General features: G+C 74.3%; 17 protein-coding genes. 5 read left to right on the top strand and 12 right to left on the bottom strand.

All coding sequences use genetic code 11. The features are described 5' to 3' along the window. Positions 1–100: 100 nt before the first annotated feature. The 4 genes from FHU37_RS12110 to FHU37_RS12095 form a co-directional block, all read right to left on the bottom strand. Entirely contained in the window at positions 101–1,018 is a 918-nt protein-coding gene (locus FHU37_RS12110) for an ABC transporter ATP-binding protein (protein ID WP_179814200.1), read from the bottom strand. Next, positions 1,015–2,010, bottom strand: a complete 996-nt coding sequence (locus FHU37_RS12105) for an ABC transporter permease subunit (RefSeq protein ID WP_179814199.1) — start codon at positions 2,008–2,010, stop codon at positions 1,015–1,017. Before FHU37_RS12105 ends, FHU37_RS12110 begins: the two co-directional genes overlap by 4 nt. Next, positions 1,997–2,959 carry an ABC transporter ATP-binding protein gene (locus tag FHU37_RS12100; RefSeq protein ID WP_179816214.1) on the bottom strand — a complete coding sequence of 321 codons (963 nt, stop codon included), beginning with the start codon at positions 2,957–2,959 and terminating at the stop codon, positions 1,997–1,999. Before FHU37_RS12100 ends, FHU37_RS12105 begins: the two co-directional genes overlap by 14 nt. Positions 2,960–3,093: 134 nt before the next feature. Continuing rightward, positions 3,094–4,047 carry an LLM class flavin-dependent oxidoreductase gene (locus FHU37_RS12095; protein WP_179814198.1) on the bottom strand — a complete coding sequence of 318 codons (954 nt, stop codon included), beginning with the start codon at positions 4,045–4,047 and terminating at the stop codon, positions 3,094–3,096. A gap of 453 nt (positions 4,048–4,500) precedes the next feature. Between FHU37_RS12095 and FHU37_RS12090 the strand changes: the two genes are divergently transcribed. Next, the gene (locus tag FHU37_RS12090; RefSeq protein WP_179814197.1) at positions 4,501–4,935 is read left to right on the top strand and encodes a hypothetical protein; all 435 of its coding nucleotides are present in this window, start codon (positions 4,501–4,503) and stop codon (positions 4,933–4,935) included. 77 nt (positions 4,936–5,012) lie between these two features. Here FHU37_RS12090 and FHU37_RS12085 read toward each other — a convergent pair whose 3' ends face one another. Continuing rightward, positions 5,013–6,614, bottom strand: a complete 1,602-nt coding sequence (locus tag FHU37_RS12085) for an MFS transporter (protein WP_246449831.1) — start codon at positions 6,612–6,614, stop codon at positions 5,013–5,015. A gap of 276 nt (positions 6,615–6,890) precedes the next feature. On the opposite strand from FHU37_RS12085, the gene FHU37_RS12080 reads away from it, so the two are divergent. Then, positions 6,891–7,973 carry a TetR/AcrR family transcriptional regulator C-terminal domain-containing protein gene (locus FHU37_RS12080; protein WP_179814196.1) on the top strand — a complete coding sequence of 361 codons (1,083 nt, stop codon included), beginning with the start codon at positions 6,891–6,893 and terminating at the stop codon, positions 7,971–7,973. 106 nt (positions 7,974–8,079) lie between these two features. Here FHU37_RS12080 and FHU37_RS12075 read toward each other — a convergent pair whose 3' ends face one another. Then, positions 8,080–9,105 carry an NADPH:quinone reductase gene (locus FHU37_RS12075; protein ID WP_179814195.1) on the bottom strand — a complete coding sequence of 342 codons (1,026 nt, stop codon included), beginning with the start codon at positions 9,103–9,105 and terminating at the stop codon, positions 8,080–8,082. A gap of 62 nt (positions 9,106–9,167) precedes the next feature. After that, positions 9,168–11,270 (bottom strand): GAF domain-containing protein, encoded by a 2,103-nt coding sequence (locus FHU37_RS12070; RefSeq protein WP_179814194.1) that lies wholly within the window; start codon positions 11,268–11,270, stop codon positions 9,168–9,170. A gap of 205 nt (positions 11,271–11,475) precedes the next feature. On the opposite strand from FHU37_RS12070, the gene FHU37_RS12065 reads away from it, so the two are divergent. Beyond that, the gene (locus FHU37_RS12065) at positions 11,476–14,298 is read left to right on the top strand and encodes a SpoIIE family protein phosphatase (RefSeq protein ID WP_179814193.1); all 2,823 of its coding nucleotides are present in this window, start codon (positions 11,476–11,478) and stop codon (positions 14,296–14,298) included. A 541-nt stretch (positions 14,299–14,839) separates the two neighbouring features. Here FHU37_RS12065 and cydD read toward each other — a convergent pair. The 5 genes from cydD to FHU37_RS12040 form a co-directional block, all read right to left on the bottom strand. Next, positions 14,840–18,676, bottom strand: coding sequence for a thiol reductant ABC exporter subunit CydD (cydD, locus tag FHU37_RS12060; protein WP_179814192.1), 3,837 nt, complete (start codon positions 18,674–18,676; stop codon positions 14,840–14,842). Beyond that, a complete protein-coding gene (gene cydB, locus FHU37_RS12055) occupies positions 18,673–19,809 on the bottom strand; it encodes a cytochrome d ubiquinol oxidase subunit II (RefSeq protein WP_179814191.1) in 1,137 nt (378 codons plus the stop codon). The genes cydD and cydB overlap by 4 nt, the downstream gene beginning before the upstream one ends. A gap of 54 nt (positions 19,810–19,863) precedes the next feature. Continuing rightward, on the bottom strand, positions 19,864–21,489 hold the full coding sequence (locus tag FHU37_RS12050) for a cytochrome ubiquinol oxidase subunit I (RefSeq protein ID WP_179814190.1): 1,626 nt from the start codon (positions 21,487–21,489) through the stop codon (positions 19,864–19,866). A 433-nt stretch (positions 21,490–21,922) separates the two neighbouring features. Continuing rightward, entirely contained in the window at positions 21,923–22,351 is a 429-nt protein-coding gene (locus tag FHU37_RS12045; RefSeq protein ID WP_179814189.1) for a PPOX class F420-dependent oxidoreductase, read from the bottom strand. 28 nt (positions 22,352–22,379) lie between these two features. Continuing rightward, on the bottom strand, positions 22,380–23,576 hold the full coding sequence (locus tag FHU37_RS12040; RefSeq protein ID WP_179814188.1) for a histidinol-phosphate transaminase: 1,197 nt from the start codon (positions 23,574–23,576) through the stop codon (positions 22,380–22,382). Positions 23,577–23,929: 353 nt separating this feature from the next. Between FHU37_RS12040 and FHU37_RS12035 the strand changes: the two genes are divergently transcribed. Both FHU37_RS12035 and FHU37_RS12030 read left to right on the top strand, forming a co-directional pair. Beyond that, positions 23,930–25,012: a LacI family DNA-binding transcriptional regulator gene (locus tag FHU37_RS12035; RefSeq protein WP_179814187.1), complete on the top strand. Its 1,083-nt coding sequence runs from the start codon at positions 23,930–23,932 to the stop codon at positions 25,010–25,012. A gap of 231 nt (positions 25,013–25,243) precedes the next feature. Next, the gene (locus FHU37_RS12030; protein ID WP_246449818.1) at positions 25,244–26,248 is read left to right on the top strand and encodes a metallophosphoesterase; all 1,005 of its coding nucleotides are present in this window, start codon (positions 25,244–25,246) and stop codon (positions 26,246–26,248) included. Positions 26,249–26,748 lie beyond the last annotated feature (500 nt).

Below are 26,748 nucleotides of genomic sequence, written 5' to 3'. Positions count from 1 at the left end.
CGCGGGCCGATCGTAGGTGTTGCTCATGACATCAACCCCGCGCATCGTTCAGAGTTCTTCGACCGTTCGTGACGCGTGTTCGTCCGCCTCGGGCGCCCGGTCATGACGCCACCAGGTAGGAGAAGACGCTCTCCAGGGACTCGTCGGTCGGCGACACCTCGTACAGCCGGATGCCGGCACGCCGGGCGGCCTTGGGCAGCAGCTCGGTGAACCGGGCGAAGTCCACGGCCTGCACCCGCAGCACGCCCTCCCGGATGTCGACCTCCAGGCCGGCGGTGCTGGCGTCGGCGATCAGCGCGGCGGCCAGGGCCCGGTCGTCGCTGGAGCGCAGCGTGTACAGGTGGGGCCGGTCGGTCATCAGCCGGCGGATCTCGCGGAAGTCGCCGGAGGCGGCGTGCCGGCCGGCGACGATCACCTCGATGTGGTGGGCGAGCTGCTCGACCTCCTCCAGGATGTGCGAGCTGAACAGCACGGTCCGTCCCTCGGCGCCCATGCGGCGCAGCAGTTCCATCAGCTGCATGCGCTGCCGGGGGTCCATGCCGTTGAACGGTTCGTCGAGCAGCAGCACGGCCGGGTCGTGGACGAGCGCGGAGGCCATCTTGACGCGCTGCCGCATGCCCTTGGAGTAGGTGCTGATGGCGCGTTCCTGGGCGTACTCCATCTCCACGGCGGCGATGGCGCGGCGGGCGGCGGCGCCGGGGTCGGGCAGGCCGTGGAGTTCGGCGTTGGCGAGCACGAACTGCCAGCCGGTGAGGAAGTCGTACATCGACTCCCGCTCGGGCACCAGGCCGATGGCGGAGTAGACGCGCTCGTTGCGCCACACCGGCACGTCGTCCAGGGTGAGGGTGCCGCTGGAGGGGCCGAGGAAGCCGGCCATCATGTGGATGAGGGTGGACTTTCCGGCGCCGTTGGGGCCGAGCAGGCCGGTGATGCCGGGGCCGACGCTCATCGAGACGTCGTTGACGGCCACCACGTTGCCGAACCAGCGGGAGACCCGCGCGACGTTGATCGTGGTCATGAGATGGAGACCCTCCGGTAGCGCGCGTGGAGCAGGAGGTAGCCGAGCGCACAGCCGGCCAGGGTGACCAGGCCGAAGACGGCTCCGGCGAGCGCTCCGTCGGGGCCGGCGAGCGAGGTGGGGCTGGCGTCGAACAGCCACACCGCCACGCCGTCGACCAGGGTGAAGGGGGAGAACAGGCCCATCCAGCCGGTGAGGCTGGTGGCGCCCAGGGCCTCTGCGGCGCCCTGGGCGATGCCGACGCCGGCGTAGCTGATCATCAGCACGGCGATGATCGCGGCGACGCCGAAACCGCGGCGCGGGGTGACGGAGGCGATCAGCAGGGCGAGGCCGGTGAGCAGCAGGGAGAGCAGCACGACGGTGACCAGGCCCTGGAGGAAGCCGGTGGTCTGGTCGGCGAAGTCGAGCTCCGCGAGGAGCGCGCCGAGCCAGAGGACGAGCAGCGGCAGGCCGTTCAGCACGAGCAGGGCGGTGGCCATGGCGGCGTACTTGGCGAGGACGTAGTCGGCGCGTTCCAGGGGCCGGGAGAAGTACAGCGACATGGTGCGGAAGCGCAGGTCGCGGGAGACCAGCTGGGGTGCCTGGGAGGCGACGAAGACGGAGATCACCAGCTGCATGATCTGCGGGTAGGCGGTGTACTCGACGGGCAGGTCGTCGAGGCCGATGGTGACGGCCACGGCGACCATGACGCCGGCCGGCAGCACCATGATGGCGAGCAGCAGCATCGGCATGATCTTGGAGCGGGCGGAGCGCCCGATGCCGAAGCAGCCCAGCACGGACTGCAGGTAGAGCGAGCGCAGCAGGTAGCCGCGGCCGAGCCGGGGGCCCTCGTAGTGGCGGTAGCCGATGTCGTGGATGACGCCGGACGGGGTCTGGGCGGGGGCGCCGGTCTGGGCGGGGGCGCCCGCGTGGGCCTGGGCGGGGCTGGTTGCCTGGCCGGGGAGGGCCGGGCCGTGCGGGCCGGGGCCGGGCGCCGTGTCACGCGTGGGCATCCGCGTCCTCCTTCCGGGGGTGGGCCGCCTGCTGGCCGTTGTCGCGGAACACCTCGTCGATGTGGTGGCGGTGCTGCTGGAGGCGCACCAGCCCGAGGCCGAGCCGGTCGACGGCGTCGCGGACGGCGTCGTAGGTCTCGTCGCCGGCCAGGTCCACGCGCACGATCCGCCCGTCGCGCGCCACGCCGGGGACGCCGGCGGTGGTCAGCTCGGTGACGAGTTCCTCGGCGCCGGTGGGCAGCGGGGTGCCGGGGGTGGTCTGGGCGGGGACGGGGCGGTCGGTGACCTCCACCACCAGGACGAGGTCGGTCTGGGTGAACTCGGCCGTGGAGGAGGAGCGCAGCAGCCGTCCGCCGTCGACGACGACGATGTGGTCGCAGGTGCGTTCCAGCTCGCCGAGGAGGTGGGAGGTGACCAGGACGTTGATGCCGAAGTCGGTGCGGACGCGGCGGATCAGGCCGAGCATGTCGTCGCGGCCGACCGGGTCGAGGCCGTTGGTGGGCTCGTCGAGCAGCACCAGCTGCGGGTCGTGCACGAGCGCCTGGGCCAGCTTGACGCGCTGCTTCATGCCGGTGGAGTAGCCGCCGATGGGCCGGTAGCGCTCCTCGTAGAGGCCGACGTGGCGCAGCGTGTCGGCGGTGCGTTCGCGGGCCGCGGAGGGGGGCAGGCCGGCCATCCGGGCCATGTGCACGACGAACTCGGTGGCCGAGACGTCCGGCGGCAGGCAGTCGTGTTCGGGCATGTAGCCGACGCGGGAGCGGATCTCCGCCCCCTGGGTGCGCACGTCGAGGCCGAGCACGGAGGCGCTGCCGGAGGTCGCGGGGGCGAGGCCGAGCAGGATCTTGATGAGCGTGGACTTTCCCGCGCCGTTGGCGCCGACCAGCCCGCACACCCCCGGCTCGATGCCGAGGGTGAGCCGGTCCAGAGCGGTCACCCGCGGGTACCTCATGGTGAGGTCTTGGGTTTCGATGACGGACACGACGGCGACGGTACCGGCGCCTGGTGAACTGTGGCGTCCCCCGGGAGTGCCGAAGCGTGTCGTCCGCGAGGACCATGCGGGCTCCTGCCGTGGTCAGGGTCAGGTCAAGGCCGCTCCGTTCCGGCGGTGTCGTGGCCGGTGGCGCCGGTGGCACCCGTCGCGGTGGCGCCCGTCGCGGTGGCGTCGATGGCGGCGGTCACCGAGCGGATGAAGGCGGCCTCGTCCACGGCGAAGACGGAGTCGGGCACCGGCCAGTGCACCACGATCTCGTCGACGCCGATGGCGGCGGCCCGGGCGGTGAAGTCGCGGAAGGCGCCGGGGTCGTGCAGCGGGGCGGGGGTGCCGACGCCGGTGAGCAGGACGCGCCGGATGGTCGCCGGGTCGCGGCCGGCGTCGGCGCAGGCGGCGTCGAGCCGGGCCGCCTGCGCGGCGACGGCGTCGAGCCGGCCGGCCAGGTCCGCGTCCTCGCGCCGCCAGGGGTCGCCGAAGGTCACCCAGGCCTGGCCGTGGGCTGCGGCGAGGGCGAGTCCGCGCGGGCCGGTGGCGGCGATGGCGAACGGGGGGCGCGGCCGCTGCATGCAGCCGGGGTGCATGCGGGCCTCGTGGGCGGTGTAGTACCGGCCGGTCCGGGTGGTGACGGGTTCCCGCAGCAGCCGGTCGAGGAGGGCCACGAACTCGGCGAAGCGGTCCGCGCGTTCCCGCGGGGTCCAGGGTTCCTGGCCGAGGGTGGTGGCGTCGAAGCCGGTGCCGCCCGCGCCGATGCCGATGGTGAGCCGGCCCTCGGAGAGGTCGTCCAGGGAGAGGAGGTCCTTGGCGAGGGTGACGGGGTGGCGGAAGTTGGGCGAGATGACCATGGTGCCGAGCCGGATGCGGTCGGTGACCATGGCGGCGGCGGTGAGCGTGGGGATGGTGGCGAACCAGGGTTCGTCCCGGAAGCTGCGCCAGGACAGGTGGTCGTAGGTGTAGGCGGTGTGCACGCCGAGGTCCTCAGCCCGTCGCCACACGTCCACCAGTTCGGGCCGGCGGTGGATCGGGAGGATCACGGTGCTCAGGCGCATGCCGTCGACTCTATGGGCGAGTGCCCGGAACCACCGCTCGACCGCCCCCGCACGCGTGACCCCGATCGCCCTACCGCCTCACACAGGATGCACGATGCTGTGTTGGCATGGAGAGCGGTCACCCGGGCAAGCCCCGCGTCACCACCAGCGTCTCCCTGTGTGCCGAGACTCTGGAGATGATCCGCGCGCGTGGGCTTGGCTGAACGCGCCGCCCGCACACCGGATCTCGGCACCGCCATCTCCCGCCACGCGCGCGCTGGGGCCGGTGGGGGTACGGGTGCGGGGGTTGTCCCTACGGTGGTTCGGGGGTTTGCCGCGCTGACCTGGGGTTGTGGGCGGGCATAGAACTGACGGCAGGTCTGGATTCGTCGATTGCGAGCGGGGTCTGTCATGTCGTCAGTGCGCGAGTCGGTTGCCATCTCGTCCCCGGGTGCGGCGGGCGGGGGTACGGGGGTGCCGGGAGCGGTCCGCGCCAGTTCCCTGTGGTGGCTCACGGCGATCGGGGCCGGGGTCTTCGACACCGTCCTGGCCGTGGTGGACGCCCTCGCCACGGACTCGGCCGGCGCCGGCGGGCTGGTGGGTCCGGTGGCGTTCCGGCTGACGGTCTACGCGGTGTTGGTCGCCGTCGTGTTGCGGATGCGGGCGGGGAGGAACTGGGCGCGGATCGGTCTGGCGGCGCTGCTGGGCACTGTGGGGATGGCGTCGCTGCTGATCGAGCCGGTCACCTGGCTGGCCGAGGGGAACTCGGTGGGTGACGCGTTCGCGGGCGCGGACGCGGTGTGGGTGCTGTTCGTGGTGAGCCGTGTGGTGCACGTGGTGGCGGTGGTGGCCGCGATCGTGTGCGCGTTCCGGCCGGAGGCGAACCGGTACTTCCGCGCCGGGAGGTGAGGCGGGGCCGCGGGTGGAGGGGGCGTCGGGGGGTGCCGACGGTCGTCGGCACCCCCCGATGGCTCGGAAGGCCCGGGTCAGCGGGCCGGGGCGGTGGTGGGGGCGGGGGCGTCCGAGGGGGTCTTCCGGCCCTCGGGGTCGGGGGTGCCCGGGCGGGCGCCGCGCAGCAGGGCCGTGGAGAGGACGGCGGCCACCACCATCAGCGCGGCGGCGCCGATCGCGGCGGCGTGCATGCCGCTGGTGAAGGCCTCCCGGGCGGCGTGCGTGACGGCGTCGCCGAGGGCGCCCGGCAGCTGCTCGGACACGGCGATCGCGCCGCCGAGGGTCTCCCGGGCCGCCTCGGCGGCCTCGGGCGGCAGCCCGGCCGGCATGTCCTCGACCGCGTCCGTCACCTGCCGGCGGTACACGGCGTCACCGAGGCTGCCGAGCAGGGCCATGCCGAGGGCGCCGCCGAGTTCGGTGCCGGATTCCAGCAGGCCGGAGGCGCTGCCCGCCCGCTCCGGCGGGGCGAGGCCCATCACCATGTCGGTGACCAGCGACATCACGATGATCAGGCCACCGGCGTACACGCTGGCGCCGATCATGATGCCCCACAGGCTGGAGTCGGGCTCGACCCGGGTGAGCGACCAGAAGCCGCAGGCGGCGAGCAGGAACCCGGCGGACATGATGAACGCCCGGTCGAACCGGCGGGCCAGCGCGGCGGCCAGCGGCGCCATGCCGCCGACCACGACCGTGGGCAGCAGGCTCCACAGCGCGGCCCGCAGCGGGCTCATGCCGAGCACGGACTGGAGGTACTGGGTGCTGAAGATCGCGAACCCGACGGTGGCGAACATGCCGAGCAGGTTCATGGCGATGGCCCCGCTGAAGGCCCGGCGCCGGAAGAGTTCGAGGTCGATCAGCGCGCCCGGGCGGCGCTGCCGGCGGACGAAGAGGACGCCGACGGCCAGGCCGACCAGGATGCTCCCCGCCGGCACCGGCTCGAAGCCGTGGTTGGCCAGCTCCTTGATGCCGTAGATCACCGGCAGGATGGTGGCGAGCGAGAGCACCGCGCTGAGCAGGTCGAAGCGGCCGGCCCTGGGATTGCGGAACTCCGGGACGAGCATCGGCGCGAGCACCAGCAGCAGCACCATCGCCGGGATGTTGACCAGGAAGACGGAGCCCCACCAGAAGCGCTCCAGCAGCAGGCCGCTGAGCACCGGCCCGATCGCGATGCCGCCGGTCATCACGGCCGACCAGATGGCGATGGCCGTGCCGCGCTGCCTGGCGTCGTGGAACATGTTGCGGACCAGCGCCAGCGTGGACGGCATCAGGGTCGCCCCGCCGATGCCGAGCAGGGCGCGGGCCGCGATCAGCGTGGAGGCGTCGCCGGCGTAGGCGGCGAGCAGGGACGCCGCGCCGAAGGCGGTGGCGCCGATCAGCAGGAGCCGGCGGCGCCCGATGCGGTCGCCCAGCGCCCCCATGGCGATCAGCAGTCCGGCCAGGACGAAGCCGTAGATGTCGAAGACCCACAGTTGCTGGGTGCCGCTGAGCTCCAGCTCCTGGGTGATGAACGGGACGGCGAAGTAGAGCACCGACACGTCCATGGAGACCAGCAGCAGGGGAAGCATCAGGACCGCGAACCCGATCCACTCCCGCCTGCCGGCTCTGGCTCCCTGGGTGTCCGTCGTCTCCGCGTGCATGCGGACACACCCCCTGTTTCGTGTACAGCGTACGAGAACGAGCGACGCGTACACAGTAAGGCATGGCACCCACGCACACCAAGGCGGGAAAACACTGGACTTGCAGGGGTTCTTGGGGGATCGATCGCCCCTCATGCACTAGTGCACTAGGCTAGTGCACTAGGTGTCGGGCGGGGTCGCGGTCCGGAGGACACCGCTGACCAGCGGCGGCTGCTAGCCTCGGTCGCGTCGGTGCACTAGTTCACCGCTCCGCGACAGCCCACGAGGGAGGCGTCGATGGCCGGACCCGTCGCGCGAACCGAACCGCCCTACCTCCGGATCGTCAACGAGATCCGCGCGCGCATCGACGCCGGGGAACTGCGCCCGGGCGACCGGGTGCCCTCCACCCGGCGGATCGTCGAGGAGTGGGGCGTGGCGATGGCGACCGCCACCAAGGTGCTGACCACGCTGCGTCAGCAGGGGCTGGTGCTCGCGGTGCCCGGAATCGGCACGGTGGTCGCCGGATCCGACATGCCTCCGGCCGCGCCCCCGACCGGGGCCGCACCCACGGCCGCCGTCGCGGAGGCGCCGGCACGAGCGACCACCAGACGGCACACCACCGGTGGCACGGCGGACAACGCGCTCACCCGGGAACGCGTGGTGCGCACGGCGATCGAGATCGCCGACGCGGAGGGGTCGACGACGCTGTCCATGCGGCGGATCGCGGCCGAACTGGGCGTCGCCACCATGTCGCTGTACCGCTACGTGGAGTCCAAGGAGGAGCTGCTCGCGCTGATGATGGACGCCGTCTTCGGTGAGGCGGAGCTTCCCCAGCCGGGGCCGCAGCACTGGCGGGACCGGTTGGAGCAGTGCGCACGGATCCAGTGGTCGCTCTACCGGCGGCATCCGTGGGTGGCCACGCTGCTGTCACTGACCAGGCCGGCGGTGACGCCGAACGGCATGACGCTGATCGAGTGGGGGATGGCGTCCTTCCCGCCCGTCGACCCGCGCACGGTGATGCACGTCTCGGTCACCACGGTGAGCTACGTGCGCGGCGTCGCCGTGGGCCTGGAGACCGAGGCCGAGGCGCAGCGGGCGACCGGGATCACCGGCCAGGAGTGGATGCGGGACATGGACCCGGTGTTCACCGAGGTGGTCTCCTCGGGGGCGTACCCGATGTACGCCTCCTTCATCGACCTGCCGGACGACGCCCTCGATCTCGACAGCCTGTTCGAGTTCGGTCTGGAGCGGCTGCTCGACGGCATCGAGGTGCTCCTCTCGCGGACCGGCGCGGGCTCCGGCGAAGGCGCGGCGGCCGGCTCCGGCGGAACCCGGGCGTACGGCTCCGCAGGAAGCGGCCCGGACGGCTCCGTGGGGTGAGCGGCGCGCGGGGCCGCCGCCGGTCGTCCCGGTGGCGGCCCCGCGGCCCCGCGGCCCCGCGGCCCCGCGGGCCGGCGGGCGAGGGCCCGCGCGAGGGTGGACGGCCTCAGTCGCGCGCCACGTCGATCAGCACCTTGCCGACGGCGCCGCCCTGCACGGCCGCGTGGGCGTCGGCGGTCTTCTCCAGCGGGTAGCGGTGCAGCGGCAGGCCGGCCTCCCGGCCGGCGCGCAGCGCCCCCGCCGCGACGGCGGCGCCCACGTCGGCCACGGCCGCCCGCTTGGCCTCCTCGGGCACGGTGTAGACCAGCACGAACTTCCAGCTCAGGTTGCCGAACATGGCCGGCAGCAGGGGGATGCCCATCTCGTTCCCGCCGTCGTTGGCGTACACGGCCACCACCCCGCCCGGCGCCAGCACCTCGGCGTCCAGCGCGGTGTTGACCGCCGGCGCGACCTCCACCACGATGTCCACGCCGCGCGGCGCCACCCGCTTGATCGCCTCGGCGGCGTCCTCGGTCCGGTAGTTGACCACGTGGTGGGCGCCGGCGGCGGTGGCCAGTTCGGCCTTCTCCGGCCCGCTCACCGTGGTGACGACCTCGGCGCCGGCCCAGCGCGCCAGCTGGATGGCGGCGTTGCCGACGGCTCCGGCGCCGCCCGCCACCAGCACGGTCCGGCCGGCGAGGGCGCCCGGGGCGAGCCGGGTCGGGCCGCCGTCCAGCACGGTCAGCGCGCGGTGCGCGGTCAGCGCCGGGATGCCGAGGCTGGCGCCGAGCTCGAAGGAGGCGCCGTCCGGCAGCGGCACGGCCTGCCGCTCCGGCAGCACCACGTACTCCTGGGCGGTGCCGTCGGCCCGCCGCCAGGCCGCCTCCCACACCCAGACCCGCTCGCCGACCCGGCCGGCGTCCCCGCCCGGGCCGACCGCGTCGATCACGCCGGAGCCGTCTTGGTTCGGCACCTGCTCGGGGAACCGCGGGAAGCCCGGGACCGCCACCTGGCGCGCCTTCCAGTCCGTCGGGTTGACCCCGGAGACGTGGATCCGCACCCGTACCTCTCCCGGGCCGGGCTCGGGCAGTGCACGGTCGGTCAGTCGCAGGACCTCGGGGCCGCCGTTGTCCGTGTAGGTGATCGCCTTCATGTCAGCGGACAACACCGCCGCGCCCCAGTTATTCCGGCCGGATCGGCCCTCCCCCCTCGGCCTCAGTCGTGCAGCGGCACCCGCCAGCACAGCCGGGTGCCGGGGCGCGCGCCGGGCCGGTCGACGGCGTCCGCCCCCGGCGTGGACGCGGCGGCGGGCCCCTCGGGAGCGGTGGCGGGCCCCTCGGAGGCGGCGGGCCCCTCGAAGGCGGCGGGACCCTCGGAGGCGGCGGGCTCCTCCGGGGCGGCGGCGACGCGGCCCGCGGACGGCCCCGGCGCGGTACCGATCTCGGCGGTGCCGTCCAGCGCCTCGGCGCGGCGCACGATGTTGGCCAGCCCGCTGCGGCGGGACAGCCCGTCGGGCAGGCCGACGCCGTCGTCGGTGACGGTGAGGGTGACCGCGTCGCCGGCCACCTCCACCGACACCTCCACGGCGGTGGCGCGGGCGTGCCGGGCGGCGTTGGAGAGCGCCTCGCGCAGCACGGCCAGCAGGTTGCGGGCCACCGGGTCGTGCACCCTGGCGTCCACCGGGCCGACGAAGCGCACCGCGGGGGCGAAGCCCAGGGCCACCGTGACGGCGCCCGCCTCCCGCAGCACCCGGGCCCGCAGGCCGGCCTCGGCCGCCTCCGGCTCGTGCTGGAGGGCGAAGATCGCGGTGCGCACGTCCTGGATGGTGGCGTCCAGCTCGTCCACGGCGCGGTCCACCCGGGCCACCACGTCGGGGTCGGTGGCCGCCCGCGCTGCGCCCTGCAACTGCATGCCGGTGGCGAACAGCCGCTGGATCACCACGTCGTGCAGGTCCCGGGCGATCCGGTCGCGGTCCTCCAGCACCGCCAGCCGGTCCCGGCCGCGCTGCGCCTCGGCGAGCCGCAGGGCCAGGGCGGCCTGGGAGGCGAAGCTGGCGGCGAGCCGCTGCTCCTCGGCGGTGAACGCCGCCCGGCCGGGGTCGCGGCCCACGGCGAGCGCCCCGAGCACCTCGTCGCCGCTGGTCAGCGGCACCATCATGACGGGGCCGAGGGGGTCCAGCAGGTCGGTGGTCATCAGCGGGGCGCGGGGCGACGCGTCCGGCAGGAACACCGTCTCGCCGGCGCGCAGCCGGCGGGCCGCGTCGCTGCGGGCGGGCAGTTCGGCCCCCTCGGCGCCGTGCAGGCCCTCCCCGCAGGCGGCGCGCACCACCAGGCTGCCGTCCGGCTCGGTGAGCAGCACGATCCCGGCGCGGGCGTCTGCGAGCTGGCGCGCCTGGTCGGCGACGACGGTCAGCGCCTGCTCGGCGTCCTCCTCGGAGAGCAGGCGGGTGGTGACGGCGGCGGATCCGGAGATCCAGTGCTCGCGGCGGCGGGCCGACTCGTACAGCCGGGCGTTGCTGATGGCCACCCCGGCGGAGACGGCGAGCGCCTGGACGAGGTGCTCGTCCTCCGTGGTGAACTCGCTGGCGCCCTGTTTCTCGGACAGGTAGAGGTTGCCGAAGACGGCGTTGCCGAGCCGTACCGGCACCCCGAGGAAGGAGTGCATCGGCGGGTGGCCCGGGGGGAAGCCGTAGGACTGCGGGTGCCGGGAGATGTCCGGTATGCGCATCGCCATGGGGCTGGCGATCAGCGCGCCGAGCACGCCCCTGCCCTGCGGGAGTTCGCCGATGGCGGCGGCGGTGGCCTCGTCGATGCCGACGTGGATGAACTCCGAGAGGGAGTCGCCGTCGGGGGAGAGCACGCCGAGGGCGCCGTAGCGGGCGCCGGAGAGGTGGACGGCGGTCTCCACGATGCGGCGGAGCATGCCGCGCAGTTCCAGGTCGGAGCCGATGGAGACGACCGCTTCGAGCAGCAGCCGCATGCGGCCGGTGACGTCCAGGGCGCCCTTGAGCCGTTCGAGGACCTCCTCGACCAGTGAGCCGAGGCCCAGCGAACCGAGGCCGAGGGAGCCGAGGCCGGGGAGGGAGGAGGCGAGGCCGGGGGTGCCGGGGGTGTCAAGGGCGTTCGCAGGGCTGGTGGGCGGGCCGGGGGCGTCGGTGGGGGTGGTGAACAGTTCGCCGATGCCACCCGCGTACCGGCCGCCGCCCGGACGACGGGCCTCCGAGCCGCCGGGGCCGGGGTGGTCGGTCGGGCCGGTCGGCCGGTCGTGGCCCCGGTCCTCTCCCTGGCCCCTGCCCTGGTCGTGACCAGCTACCGCCATGGCGTCACAGTAGCCTGCCCACCGCCCTGGCCAGCGCTGACGCCGTGGGGTGGCCGGTTTTCGTCGTGTTGGCGGGCGCGGCCCCGGGGCTTGGCGGCGCGAGGTGCCGGTGCGTGCCGGGCGATTCACGCGCGGACTCCCAGTACACGCCACGAAACCAACACAGACGTAACATAAAGGGACATCTCTCACTGATGGGCAGGCGATGGCCGGTTCCGAAGAAGCTCCCCCGAGCGCACGGTCCGAGCCACCCGACTTCGTCCGGACGGCCGCGGTGGTGGTGGGCGAGGACGGAGTGGTGGTCGGCTGGACCAGGGCCGCGCAGGAGCTCGTCGGATACGCCCCCGCCGAGGTGGTGGGGCGGCCGGCGATGACGCTCCTGGCGGATCGGGAGTCCCGCGTGAGCTTCGCCGAGCGGGCGCGGGCGTGGTGGGAACTGGCGGCGCGGGACCGCGAGGCGGCGGGGGACGGCTTCGGCGGCATGGCCACCGTGCGGCATCGGGACGGCCACTGGATGCACGTGGGCCTGCGCGTCTCCGGGCTGCTCGGCGCCGACCGGCGGCGCCCGAGGTGGGTGGTCCTGGTCACCGAGGCCGGGCGGACTCCGTGGTGGGTGGCGAGCCGCTCCATGCTGGAGCAGTTCCTCACCCGCTCACCGGTCGGCATGGCCGTGGTCGACCCGGAGCTGCGGTTCGTCTGGCTGAACGACGAGTTGGAACGCGCCGGTGGCGTGCCGCGGGAGCAGCGCGTCGGACGGCGACTGGGCGAGGTCCTGCCGGGCATGGCGGCCGAGCAGATCGAGGCCCGGATGCGGGAGGTGCTGCGGACCGGCACACCGCTGGTGGACTACGAGTACCGCGGGCGCACCCAGGCGGATCCGGACCGGGAGCGCGCCTTCTCCGGCTCGTTCTTCCGGCTCGACGACGCCTCCGGCGGGGTGCTGGGGGTGTGCTACCTGGTCGTCGACGTGACCGACCGCTGGCGGGCCCGGGAAGGGCTGGCGCTGCTCAACGAGGCGGGCGCGCGCATCGGCAGCACCCTCGACGTCCGGCGGACCGCGGAGGAGCTGACCGAGGTCACCGTGGACCGGCTGGCCGACTTCTGCGCCGTCGACCTGCTGGAGTCGGTGCTGCGCGGGGACGAGCCGGATCCCGCGGCGGACAGCGGCCAGCCCCCGGCCATGCGGCGGGTGGCGCACCGGTCCGTCCGACCGGGGTGCCCGGAGGCGGTGGTGAAGGTGGGGGAACCGGTGGGCTTCCCGGCCTCCTCCCCCACCGCGCGGTGCCTGATCCGCGGCGAGCCGGTCCTGGTCCGGGAACTGGCGGCCGACAGCGGTACCCGGTCGTGGCTGGAGGAGGACGCGGCCCGGGCGGAAGCCATGGTGCGGTTCGGGATGCACTCGCTGATGGCGGCGCCGATCCGGGCCCGCGGCACCGCCCTGGGCGTGGCCACGTTCATCCGGACGACGCGCCCCGATCCGTTCGAGGAGGACGACCTGCTGCTCGCCGAGGAGCTGGTCGCCCGGGCCGCGGTCTGCGTGGACAACGCCCGTCGGTACACCCGCGAGCACTCCGCCGCGCTGGCGCTGCAGCACAGCCTGATGCCGCACGCCCTGGCCGGCCGGGCCGCCGTGGAGGTCGCCTCCCGCTACCTGCCGGCCGGGGCGCGGAACAGCGTGGGGGGCGACTGGTTCGACGTGATCCCGCTGTCCGGCGCGCGGGTGGCGCTGGTGGTGGGGGACGTCGTGGGGCACGGGATGCACGCGGCGGCCTCCATGGGGCGGCTGCGGATGGCCGTGCACACCCTGGCCGACATGGACCTCCCGCCCGACGAACTGCTCGCGCACCTCGACGACCTGGTCATCCGGCTGACCGAGGAGGAGAGCGCGTCCCAGGGCCCGTGGGAGGGCCGGGCCGGGGAGCCGGCCGCCTCCCCGGCGGCGCCCGCGGCGCCCGCACCGACCGGCCGGCCGTCGGCGGCGAGGACGTCCGGCCAGGGGACGTCGGGAGCGGGGGCGGTGTCGGGGGCGGTGTCCGGCGCGGGGGCGGTGTCCGGCGCGGGGGCGTTGACGGGTGAGCCCGCTGCGGGAGCGGGCGCCCCGGCGTCGAATGGGGGCGGATCGGCGGAGGCGGGTACTGCGACGGGGCCAGGTACCTCGGTGGGGCGCGGCGCTGCGGTGGGTCCGGGCGGGTCGGCGGAGGGGGACCGCCCGGAGCCGCCGATCAGCGCCGTCCAGGGAGCCAGCTGCCTGTACGCGGTCTACGACCCGGTCAGCCGGCGGTGCACGCTCGCCCGGGCGGGGCATCCGCCGCCGGCGATGGTGGCGCCGGACGGGACCGTGACCTTCCTCGACCTGCCCGCCGGCCCGCCGCTGGGGCTCGGCACGCTGCCCTTCGAGGCCGTGGAGGTGGAGCTGCCGGAGGGGACGCTGCTGGCGCTGTACACGGACGGCCTGCTCAGGGGCCACGGCGGGCTGGGGGAGGGGCTGGAGCAGCTGCGCGCGGCGCTGGCGCGTCCGGAGCAGCCGCTGGAGCAGTTGTGCGAGTCGGTGGTGCGGAACCTGCTGCCGGGGCCTCCGCCGGACGACGTGGCGCTGCTGCTGACCCGCACGCGGGCGCTGGGGGCGGAGCAGGTGTCCTCCTGGGACCTGCCCGCCGACCCGGCGGTCGTCGCGAGCGCCCGCACGCTGGTGGCCAGGCAGTTGGCGCAGTGGGGGCTGGAGGAGCTGCTGTTCACCACCGAGCTGATCGCGAGCGAGCTGGTGACCAACGCGATCCGGCACGCGACCGGCCCGATCCGGCTGCGGCTGATCCGGGAGGTGGCCCTGATCTGCGAGGTCTCCGACACCAGCAGCACCGCCCCCCGGCTACGGCACGCGCGCACCACGGACGAGGGCGGGCGGGGGTTGTTCCTGGTCGCCCAGCTGACCCGGCGGTGGGGCACCCGCTACACCGCCACCGGAAAGATCATCTGGGCCGAGCAGGACCTACCGCCCGCCGGCGCGGGCCTGAGCGCCGGCGTGGGGTGATGGCGGGGGCGTGGGCGTGCGAGGGGAGGGCCGGGCTTGGTCGCGGGTGATGGCCGGGCTCGCTTCCGGAGGGGTGGTAGGTCGGGTGCTAGGAGGGGCGGTAGGAGAGGTGGTAGGAGGGGCGGTAGGAGGGCCGCGCAGGTCATCCACAGGCAGAATTTCCCCCTTGCGCGAATCCCCTGCTTTCGCCTATCCCTGGAAACCAGGGGGGCCTTCACTTGTCCACAGCCGAACCTACCCCCTTGCGAAACCAGCCCCCGAACGCTACCCCTGGAGACAAGGGGGCGATCGAGTTATCCACAGCTTGATTTTCCCCCTTGCGGGAAGCCTCTCACCTCCACTATCCCTGGAATAGGGGCGGCGGAGTTATCCACAGGAGAGTTCATCCCTCTTGCGGAAACTCCTCCCCCGCGCTACCCCTGAAGACAAGGGGGCGGCGGAGTTATCCACAGGCGGCGGAAAAGCGGGCCGCGGCGGGCCGGCAACTTGTGAAATGCTGGAAAGCCGGCCCGCGCGCATCCCCGCCCCCGCGAAGGGCTCCTCAAGCCACGGATCCCGCGGGCTCCACGGACTCCACGGACTCCATGGGCTGCGCGGATCCCGCGGACTCCACGGACTCCATGGGCTGCGCGGAGCCGACGGACTCCCCCGTCTCTCCCGCTCCCACCACCGCCTCGGCGCCCTCCGCCCCCTCGCCGCGCTCCCGCAGCCAGGCGCTGCGCAGCGGCCCCTCCACGCGCACGAGGTCCTCCCAGCGACCTCGCTGCACGACGACCCCGGCGTCCAGCACCACGATCTCGTCCACCCGCGCCGTGCCGTCCTCGCGGACCAGCCCGGCCAGCCGGTGGGTCACCAGCACGGTGGTCCGGCCGGCCGCGGCGGTGGCGTCCAGCAGGTCGGCGGTGAGCGCGTCGGCAGTGCTGGTCGGGAGGTGTTCGGCCGGCTCGTCGAGCAGCACGACCGGGAAGTCGGCGAGCAGCACCCGGGCGAGCGCCAGCCGCTGCCGCTGGCCGCCGGACAGCCGCGCCCCGCCCTGCCCGACCAGCGTGTCCAACCCGTCCGGCAGCGTGTCGACCCAGTCCAGCAGTCGGGCGCCGGCCAGCGCCCGGCGCAGTTCGGCGTCGTCGGCGCCGGGGCGGGCCAGCCGCAGGTTCTCCCGCAGGTCGCTGTCGAAGATGTGGGCGTCCTGCGCGCACAGTCCGATCAGGCGGCGCACGGCGTCGCCGTCGAGTTCGGTGACGTCGGTTCCGGCCAGCGTGATGCGGCCCTGCGCGGGTTCGAGGAAGCGCAGCAGCGCCCACGCCAGGGTGGTCTTGCCGGCGCCGCTCGGGCCGACGACGGCGACCCGGCGGCCCCGCCGGTCGAGTTCGAGGTCGAGTCCGCGCAGCGCCGGTTCGGGGCGGCCGTCGCGCCGCACGGTGAGGCCCTCCACCCGGATGGGGTGCGGATCGGCGGGCGCCGGCTTCGGCCGGTCCGGCTCGCGGACCGGGGCCGGCACGTCGGCGATCTCGAAGACGCGTTCCGCGGAGCGGCGGGCGCGCTGGCGCGCCTGGGCGGCGGCGGGCATGCCGGCGACGGTCTCGAAGGCGGCGAGCGGGGTGAGCACGACGACGGCGAGCATCACGCCGTCGAGCCGGCCGGCCGCGACGGCGGCGGTGCCGAGGGCGGCGCAGCCGGCGAGGGTGAGCCCGCGCGCGGCGGTGGCGAGGCCGGCGCCGAGTCCGCGGGTGCCGGCGGATCGGGCGGCGAGCCGGGTGAGGGCGCGGTCGTGCTCGGCGACGGTGGCGAGCCGGCGCGGCGCGGCGCCGGCGACCACGAGTTCCTCCAGGCCGGTGAGCAGGTCGAGCACGGCGGTGCTGAGCGCGCCGCGGGCCGGCGCGATCCGGCGTTCGGTCCTGCCCGCCACGGCGGTGGCCAGCAGCGGCACGGCGATGCCGGCGACGGCGAGGCCGACGGCGAGCAGCAGGCCGGCCTCGGGCAGGACGAGGCCCAGACCGAGGCAGGTGGCCAGGGCGACGACGGCGGCGGCGCGGGCGGGCAGCAACCAGCGCAGGAAGTGGTCCTGGAGGCCGTCGACGTCGGCGACGAACCGGGAGAGCAGGTCGCCGCCGCGGAAGCCGGGCAGGCCGGCGGGGGCGATCCGTTCGAGTCGCCGGAAGACGTCGGCGCGCAGGCCGGCGAGGATCCGGAAGGTGGCGTCGTGTCCGGTGAGCCGTTCGACGTAGCGGAACACGGAGCGGCCGATGCCGAACGCCCGCACGGAGGTGACGGCCATCATCAGGTAGAGGACGGGCGGTTGCTCGGAGGCTCGGGAGATCAGCCAGCCGGAGACTCCCATCAGGCCGACCGCGCAGGCCAGGGCGAGGGCGCCGAAGAGGGTGGTCAGGGCGAGCCGTCCGCGCAGCGGGGCGGCGAGGGCGCGCAGCCGGCGGGTGGGCCTGTTCGACTCGGTGTTCGACCCGGTGGGGTCGGTCGGGCGGAGGGCCGGGGCAGCCGGGCTGGTTGCGGTGTCCGACGGGGTGGCCGGGACCAGTGGGGTGTCGGAGTCGGCCGGTGCGACGGGGGCGGCGGCGGAGGCCAGGGTGCGGGTGGGGTCGGCGGCGGGCTGGCCGACCGGGGCCGCCGTCTGCCGACCGGCGGCGGAGTCGGCGGCGATGCCGGCGGTGGGGCCGTCGGCCGAGCCCTCGGCGGGGCCCTCGGCGGGGCCGCCCAGGGTGACCACCCGGTCGGCCAGGGCCAGCAGCGCCGGGCGGTGTGCGACCACGATGGTGGTGCGGCCGGCGGCCAGCCGGCGGAGTGCGGCCACCAGGTCCGCCTCCGTCCGGCCGTCCAGGTGGGCGGTGGGTTCGTCGAGCAGCAGCACCGGCCGGTCGGCGAGGAAGGCGCGGGCCACGGCGATGCGCTGCCGCTGGCCGGCGGACAGGCCGGCGCCGCCCTCGCCGAGCGTGGCCTGCTCGGCGCCCGGCAGGGTGGCGACGAAGTCCCAGGCGCCGGCGGCGCGCAGGGCCTGGCGGACCGCCGCGTCGTCGGCGTCCGGGCGGGCCAGCCGCACGTTCTCGGCGATCGTCCCGGCGAAGAGCACGGGGTGCTGCGGCACCCAGGCGATGCGGGAGCGCCAGCTGTCCGGGTCGAGGTCGGCGAGGTCGGTGGCGCCGGCGGGGTCGATGGCGCCGGCCGGGCCTCGGGTGCCGGGCTGCACGGTGATCCGGCCGTGCTCGGGCGTGGTGAACCCGAGCAGGGTGCGCAGCAGCGTGGTCTTGCCGGCGCCGCTCGGTCCGGTGAGGGCGACGCTGCCGCCGGCCGGCACGGTGAGCGTGACGCCGTCCAGCGCGGGGGTGGCGCGGCCGGGGTGCCGGACGGTGACGTCCCGGAGGTGGAGCGCGCCGGGACGCTCGGGGGCCGGGCGGGTGCCGCGGCGCGGCGTGGGCGCTTCGAGCACCTGGAAGGCGCGTTCGGCGGCGGAGAGCCCTTCCACGCTGGCGTGGTACTCGGCGCCGACCTGCCGGAGCGGGGTGTAGGCCTCCGGGGCGAGGACGAGCACGAGCAGGCCGGTGTAGAGGTCGAGTTCGCCGTGGACGAGTCGCAGGCCGATGCCGACGGCCACCAGGGCGACGGAGAGGGTGGCGAGGAGTTCCAGCGCGAAGCTGGAGAGGAAGGCGATGCGCAGGGTGCGCATGGTGGCGCGGCGGTAGTCGTCGGTGATCTGCCGGATGGCCTCGGCCTGGCGCTTGGCCCGGCCGAAGACCTTCAGGGTGGGCAGCCCGACGACGACGTCCAGGAAGTGCCCGGAGAGCCGGGAGAGCACGTTCCACTGCCGGTCCATGGTGCGCTGCGTGGCCATCCCGATCAGGATCATGAAGACCGGGATGAGCGGCAGGGTGCAGGCGATGGTGACGGCGGAGAGCCAGTCTGCGGTGACGACGCGCAGCAGGACGGCCGCGGGCACGACCACGGCGAGGGCGAGCTGCGGCAGGTAGCGGGCGAAGTATCCGTCGAGTGCGTCGATGCCGCGGACGGCGAGGGTGGCGAGTTCCGCGGGGGCGGGGGTGCCGGGTGCGCCGGGGCCGAGTTCGACGGCGCGGCGCAGTAGTTCGGCGCGCAGTTGGGACTTGACCCGGGCGGAGGAGCGGTCGGCGCTGACCTCGGTGAGCCAGGAGACGGCGGCGCGGGCGACGGCCAGCCCGGCGAGGGCGAGCAGCGGGCGGGTGAGGTCGGCGGCGCCCAGGCCGCGCTGGAAGGCGTCGGTGACGACGCCGGCGACCAGCGCGGCCTGGAGCAGGACCAGGCCGGCGTCCACGACGCCCAGCAGGAAGGTTCCGGCGATGAAGGCGCGTCCGGCGGGCGCGTGCCTCAGGAGCCGGGGGTCGATGGGCTTCATCGGGTGGCGGGGGTGGGGTCGGTGCCGGCGGCCGGGTCGGCGGCGACGGCCGGGTCGGCGGCAGCCGGGGTCTGGGCCGGCGCGGGGACGGTGGGGACGGCCGGGGTCTGGGCCGGCGCGGGGACGGTGGGGTGGGCGTCGTCGGGGATGTGCTGGGTGCCGATCCGCCGGCGGAAGACCCAGTAGGTCCACGCCTGGTAGCCGATCACCACGGGGGTGATGAAGGCCGCCACCCAGGTCATGATGGTCAGGGTGTAGGGGGTGGAGGAGGCGTTGTCCACCGTCAGGTTCCAGGCCGGGTTCAGGCTGGACGGCATGACGTCCGGGTAGAGCGTCAGGAAGGTCATGGCCACCACGGCGACGATGGCCACGCCGGACCAGACGAACGCCCAGCCCTCCCGGGCGGCCCGGTTGGCGAGGGTCGCGGCGGCCAGCGCGGCGGCGCCCACCAGCAGCGCGCCGAGGCTCGGCGCGGTGCCGTGCTCGCTCTGCGTCCAGATCAGGAAGGCGCCGAAGGGGACGGCGGTGACCAGCGCCGTACGGGTGGCCAGGGCGCGGGCCCGTTCCCGGATCGGGCCGACCGTCTTCAGGGCGACGAAGACGGTGCCGTGCAGGGTGAACAGCGCGAGGGTGACCACGCCGCCGAGCAGCGCGTACGGGCTGAGCAGGTCGGTCAGGCCACCGGCGTAGTTGTGGTCGGGCCCGATCGGCACGCCGCGCACCAGGTTGGCGAAGATCAGGCCCCAGGCGAAGGCAGGGACGACGGAGCCGAAGAAGATCGCCCGGTCCCAGTTGCGGCGCCACCGGGCGTCGTCGCGCTTGCCCCGGTAGTCGAAGGCGACGGCGCGCAGGATCAGCGCGACCAGGATGAGCAGCACGGGCAGGTAGAAGCCGCTGAGCAGGGTGGCGTACCACTCGGGGAAGGCGGCGAAGGTGGCGCCGATGGCGGTGATCACCCACACCTCGTTGCCGTCCCACACCGGGCCGATGGTGTTGATCAGCAGTCGGCGTTCCTTCTCGCCGCGGGCGAGGAGTCGGGTGAGTACGCCGACGCCGAAGTCGAAGCCTTCCAGGAAGAAGTAACCGGTCCACAGCACGGCGATGAGCCAGAACCAGACGTCGGGGAGTTGCATGGCAGTCGTCTCCGCTTCTCGCACGAAGGTGGGGCAGGCGGTCGCGCCGTGGGCCTAGTAGGCGAAGACCATGGGGCGGTCCGCGTCGGCGTCGGCGTCCGTCTCGGTGTCCGGGTCGCCGTCGGCGCCCGTGCCACCTCCGCCGGTGCCGCCGCCCTGACCGCCGTTGCCGCGGCGGCGCTGGAGGAGCACCGGGTCCTTGGCCGGGGGCCGCTCCTGGGTGGGGCCGGCCTTGGCGTACTTGAGCAGCAGCCGGACCTCGATGACGGCGAGCACCGCGTACAGCGTGGTGAAGACGATCAGCGAGGTGAGCACGGTGGCGGTGCTGACCGAGGGGGAGACGCCGTCCTCGGTGCGCAGCAGGCCGAAGACCAGCCAGGGCTGGCGGCCCATCTCGGTGAAGATCCAGCCGGCCGAGTTGGCGAAGAGCGGCAGGGCGAGGGTGAGCACGGGGATGCGCCAGCCCCAGCGGTTCAGCGCGGTGCCGGCGGCCAGCCGGTGGCGCCTGGTGAGCCACAGGTCGGCCGCGGAGGCGTCGTCGTGGTCGACGTCGTCGTGTCGGCCGGCGGCGGCGATGGTGGCGGGGTCGCGCCAGAGCCTGCGCCGGGTGAGCCACAGGCCGGCGACGCCGACCGCGAAGGAGGTCATGCCGAGGCCGATCATCAGCCGGAAGCCCCAGTAGGCGACGGCGATGTTGGGGCGGTAGTCGCCGGGCCCGTAGAGCTCCTGGTACTGCTCGTTGAGGTCGTTGATGCCCGGGACCTCGGTGGAGAAGTCGCTGTGTGCGAGGAAGGAGAGCAGCCCGGGGATCTCCAGGGCGACCTCGTTGTGGCCCTCCTGGACGTTGCCGTAGGCGAAGACGGAGAACGGCGCGGGGGCGCTGGTCTCCCACAGGGCCTCGGCGGCGGCCATCTTCATCGGCTGCTGCTGGAACATGACCTTGCCGAAGCTGTCGCCGGAGATGGCGGTGAGCGAGCCGGCGACGACCACGACGGCGAGGCCGAGGCGGAGCGAGCTGCGCATGACGGCGGTGTGCCGGCGGCGCATCAGGTGCCAGGAGGCGACGCCGACGACGAAGGCACCGGTGGTCAGGAAGGCCGCGGACAGGGTGTGGAAGGCGGCGTTGTAGGCGGTGTCCTGGAAGAGCATGGCCCCGAAGTCGTGCAGTTCGGCGCGGCCGGTCTCGGGGTTGTAGGTGTAGCCGACCGGGTGCTGCATCCAGGAGTTGGCGGCGAGGATGAAGTAGGCCGAGAGCATGGTGCCGATGGCGGCGCACCAGATGGTGGCGGCGTGCAACCGCTTGGGCAGCTTGTCCCAGCCGAAGATCCATAGGCCGAGGAAGGTGGATTCGAGGAAGAACGCGAGCAGCGCCTCGATGGCCAGCGGGGCGCCGAAGACGTCGCCGACGAAGCGGGAGTAGTCGGACCAGTTCATGCCGAACTGGAACTCCTGCACGATGCCGGTGACCACGCCCATGGCGAAGTTGATCAGGAAGAGCTTGCCCCAGAACTTGGTGGCCCGGAAGTACTTCTCCTTTCCGGTGCGCACCCAGGCGGTCTCCAGGATCGCGGTGATCGTGGCCAGACCGATCGTCAGGGGGACGAAGAAGTAGTGGTAGACGGTCGTGATGCCGAACTGCCAGCGGGCGACGACCAGCGGGTCCAGCGCGAGCTGCTCCACGTGTGTGCTCCTCGTGGTGGTGCCTGGCCACGGGCACGGCTGGGCAGCCCTGTCCGCGACGTCCGCTTCGGGCGCTTATGCGCCTTCTGCGAGTTCTGTCCACACCCTAGTCACCCGGACGGCCCCGAGGAGCCGCCCGCTTGTGAATGTGAATGCTTTCACAAGCAGTATGCCGAGGGGCTCCGAGCGGGAACAACCGGGGGTCCCCTTAGAGAACTGTGACAAATGCCGCACAACGCTGGGATGAACCACTGCCAACCAGCACAAAAGGGACCGCTGACGGCGGCTCACGGTCCCGCCGTGGGATTGCTCACACCACGCCGCCGGGAACGAACGGGCCCGCCCCGCCGACGGAACGGTCGGCGGGGCGGGCGTCGGAGGAGATCGGGGGAGATCGGGGGAATCGGCGGAGTCGGAGCGGTCGGGGGGAGGGTCAGGCCGGCTGGGCGCCCTCCGCGGCGATCACACCGGCGGCCCGGCGCGGCGTCATCCGCAGCAGGCACCGCCGCTCCTCGCGCATGGCGCGCCGGTACTCGGCCCAGTCCTCGTGCTCACCGGCGACCCGGCGGTAGTAGTCGACCAGCGGCTCCTCGGCCTCCGGCAGCGAGAGCACCTCGGCCGGCCCCTCCAACTGCACCCAGTCGCCGAAGAACCGCCTGGTGAAGACGCACAGCACCATGTGCGGGTCGCGCCGCAGGTTGCGGGTCTTGGCGCGGTCCTCCCCCGAGGAGACGACGACCCGGCCGGCCTCGTCCACGGTGGCGAGCACCGGCGACTGCTGGAGGCCGCCGTCCGACCGCCGGGTGGTCAGCACCGCCCGGGTGTTGTTCCGCACGAACTCCACCGCACGCTCGACGTCCATGCCCGCCTTCCTACCGCCTCAGGCCGGCTCAGGCACGGCGCCACTCCGCCGCGACCCGCAGGAAGACGTCCATCGCCGCCGACTCGGCGACGGTGACCCGCACGCCCTCGCCGGCGAACGGCCGCACCGACAGCCCCGCCGCCCGGCAGCGCTCCGCGAACTCCCCGGTGCGCTCCCCGAGCTCCAGCCAGACGAAGTTCCCCCGGCTCTCCGGAAGCGCCCAGCCCTGCTCCGCGAGCGCCTTCACCACCCGCTCGCGCTCCTCCACCAGCGCCGCCACCCGGGCCAGCAGCTCGTCCTCCGCCGCCAGCGACGCCACCGCCGCCTCCTGCGCCAGCTGAGTGACGCCGAACGGCGTGGCCGTCTTGCGCAGCGCCTCGGCCACCGGCGGCGCACCCACCGCGTACCCGACGCGCAGCCCGGCCAAGCCGTACGCCTTGGAGAAGGTGCGCACCACCACCAGGTTGGGACGGCCGTCGAGCAGCTCGGCGCCGTCGAACCAGTCCGGTCCGGCGGCGAACTCCCGGTACGCCTCGTCCAGCACCACCAGCACGTCGGAGGGGACCCGGTCCAGGAACCGCTCCAGCTCGGGGCGCGGGATGAAGGTCCCGGTGGGGTTGTTGGGGCTGCACACCAGCACGGCCCGGGTGCGCGGGGTGATCGCCGCGGCCATGGCGTCGAGGTCGTGGTGGCCGTCGGCGGTCAGCGGCACGGTCACCGGCGTCGCCCCGGACAGCCCGACCATGATCGGGTAGGCCTCGAAGGAGCGCCAGGCGAAGACCACCTCGTCGCCCGCGCCCGCCGCCGCCCGCACGGCCTGCTCCAGCACGGCCACCGCCCCGGGGCCGACCGCCAGGTGGTCGGCCGGCACGCCCAGCCGCTCGGACAGGGCCGTGTACAGCCGGGTGGCGCCGGCGTCCGGGTAGCGGTTGAAGTCGCCCGCGGCCCGGACCAGGGCCTCGGTGACGCCGGGCAGCGGTGGGTAGGGGTTCTCGTTGGACGACAGCTTGTACGCCCGTCCGTCCGGCCCCGGGGCCGGCGGCGCTCCGGGGACGTAGACCGGCACGGTCCCCAGCACTCCGCGCAGCCGCGGTCCCGCCCCCACCTGCTCGGACACGCGCTCCGCCGGTTCCGTCGCCACCCGGGCCTCCTCGTCCACATCCACGTCGTCGTCCCCGTCCACGTCCCGCGTCTCGGCGCGGGGCTGGGTCCGGGTCCCGTCCATGGTGCCGCACCGGCGCCCCGCCGCGCCCCGGTCGGAGGGCACGGCCGAGGGCCCCCGGCGCCGGTGGACGGCCGGGTGAGCACCCCGCCACGTCATCACGTTGGGTGACGATATGAAAACCGATCGTCAATGCGGACACGCCGCCTTCGCCCCTTCGAGTGAGAAATTACCTCCCCCCGGCATCAGACAGAAGAGGTTCCGCCACCCTGCGGCACTCAATCGAAGAAAAAGAGCCACAAGCAGGTCGGAATCGAAAGGAAAGCAGCGCCAATCGCTCATGCAGAAACGTGACTTCGTCACCCGAGCGGCGTAACCGGCCTCTCCCAACTGGGCGGTTCTACGATCGTCCGGCCATGACAGCTGCGAACAGGCCCACGACCAAACGACTGGCACGGGCCGGCATCCGGGATGTCGCCGCGGCCGCCGGCGTCTCCATCACCACCGTCTCCGACGCCCTCAACGGCAAGGGACGGCTTCCGGAGGCCACCCGCCGTCACGTCCGGGAGGTGGCCGACCGGCTCGGCTACCGCCCCTCCGCCGCGGCGCGCACGCTGCGCACCGGACGCTCCGGTCTCCTCGGCCTGACCGTCACCACCTACGGCGACGAACCGTTCACCTTCACCGAATTCGCCTACTTCGCCGAGATGGCCCGCGCCGCCACCTCCGCCGCACTCGCCCGCGGCTACGCGCTGGTCATCCTCCCCGCCTCCTCACGGCACCACGTGTGGAGCAACGTGGCGCTCGACGGCACGGTCGTCATCGACCCCGCCGAACACGACCCCGTGGTCGCCGAACTGCACCGCCGCGGCATCCCCGTGGTCAGCGACGGCAAGCCCGGCGACTCCCCCGTGCACGCCTGGGTGGACAACGACCACGAGGCGGCCGTCGTCGCCATCCTCGACCACCTCTCCTCCGCCGGCGCCCGCCGGATCGGCCTGCTCACCGGCACCAGCACCGACACCTACGCCCGCCAGTCCACCCGCGCCTACCTGGACTGGTGCGAACGCACCGGACAGGAGCCGGTGCACGAGTCCTACCCGGCCCACGACTCCCGCGCCGGCGCCGTCGCCGCCGACCGGCTGCTCGCCCGCCCCGACCGCCCGGACGCCGTCTACGGGCTGTACGACCCCAACGGCACCGACCTGCTCGCCGCCTCCCGCCGCTACGGCCTCCGGGTGCCCGACGACCTGATGATCGTCTGCTGCAGCGAGAGCGACGTCTACGCCGGCACCGAACCGCCGGTCACCACCCTCTCCCTCAAACCACGGCTGATCGGCACCACCGTGGTGGAACTGCTCATCGACGCCATCGAGGGCGGCGGCCCCCGCAGCTCCCAGGGGCAGGTCATCCCGCACGACCTCATCGTCCGGGCCTCCTCGCTGCGCCGCGCGCCCCGCACCACCATCAGCCCGCCCCGCGCCCCCGGCATCGGCTGAAGGGCCGCCTGCCGATGAACCGTGGCCGACAGTCCGTGACGGGCGGCCGACGGCCGGTCGGGGACGTCGGCCGATCCGGGGCCCACACCGTCCCGGTACCGTCCGCGCCCCGTCACGATGCCGTCCCAAGTCGGCTCCGACACCACCCCGCACGCCCCGGAAGAAGCTTTTGGCAACACTGTTGTGCCCTGGTTGCGGACGCGGGCACCTCCGGATTCCTATGATGGGCGGATGACACCGGTGGACCCCCTCCCCGGGCTCCCGCATCCGGGGGCCGCCCGGATCGCAGCCCCAGGTACCGGCCCACAGCCCGGCCCGAGCCACACCCCGGACCCGGCCGGGAGCCAGGCCCCGGATCCGCTCACCGCGGCCGCCGCTCCCACGGTTCGCCTCACCCTGCCCAGACCCGCCCCCGCCGCCCCCGACGGCCAGGGCACCGGGCCGCTCTACGTGGTCGGCGACGTGCACGGACACCTCGACGAGCTGCTCGCCGAACTGCGCGCGCACGGCCTCGTCGACGCGGCCGGCCACTGGGCAGCCGGCAACGCCCGCCTGTGGTTCCTCGGCGACTTCACCGACCGCGGGCCGGACGGCGTCGGCGTCATCGACCTCGTCATGGGCCTGGCGGCCGAGGCCGCCGCCGCCGGCGGCTACGCCCGCGCCCTGATGGGCAACCACGAGGTGCTGCTGCTCGGCGCCCACCGCTTCGGCGACACCCCGATCAACTCCGCCTCCGGAACCACCTCCTTCCTGGCCTGCTGGCGGCTGAACGGCGGACGCCCCAGCGACATGGAGCGCCTCGCCGACCACCACGTCACCTGGCTGTCCCGGCTGCCCGCCGCCGCCGTCGCCGACGACCACCTGCTGGTGCACTCCGACGCCACCACCTACCTGGAGTACGGCGACTCCGTGGACGCCGTCAACGACACCGTCCACCAGCTCCTGGCCACGCCCGACCCCGACCGCTGGTGGGACCACTTCCGGCGGCTCACCAAGCGGTTCGCCTTCCGCGGCCCGGACGGCGTGCAGGCGGTGCACCGGCTGCTCGACGCCTACGGGGGCCGGCGGCTGGTGCACGGCCACAGCCCCATCCCGCACCTGGCCGAGCTGATCGGGCCCGACGGGGAGGAGATCCCGGAGATCACCGCGCCGTACGTCTACGCGGACGGCCTGGTCATCGCCATGGACGCCGGGGTCACCATCAACGGCCGGCTCCTGGTCCACCGGCTCACCTGACCGGGGCGGCGGCACCCGGGCCGGTGGCGCCCGCGGCGCGGGCAGCGGGTCCGCCCCGGATCGGCCCGCCGCGTCCTGCATGATCGTCGGAGAACCCGCTCGGGGCCGACACGCCCGCGCCGGCCGGCAGCCCGCCGCCGGCCCCGGCCCCCCCCGGCCCCGAGCACCGCCGATCCCGGGAGACCCCGTGAACGACCGCCGCCCGGCCCCCGAGGGGCAGCACCACGCTCCCGAGCCCGGACACCGGCCCCCTCCCGGCCCCGCCGCCGCACGCGACGGCGGCAACCGGCGGCCACCCGGGCAGGGGCCTGGACATGGATCCGGCGGGTACGGGCCCGGTGCGCATGAGCCGGGCGGTCACGGGCCGGGAGGTTACGAGCCGGCCGGCGGGTACCGGGCCGGAGGCGAGCGCCAGGGCGGCGGGTACCGGCCCGCCGGGCCCCGCCCGGACCCGTACGGGCGGGCCCCGTACGGGCCGGGCGGCCAGTACGGACCAGGCG

The organism is Allostreptomyces psammosilenae, assembly GCF_013407765.1.
Taxonomy (GTDB): Bacteria; Actinomycetota; Actinomycetes; order Streptomycetales; family Streptomycetaceae; genus Allostreptomyces; species Allostreptomyces psammosilenae.
The sequence above is the reverse complement of the archived record's forward strand: the minus strand, read 5'-3'. Positions and strand labels throughout refer to the sequence as shown.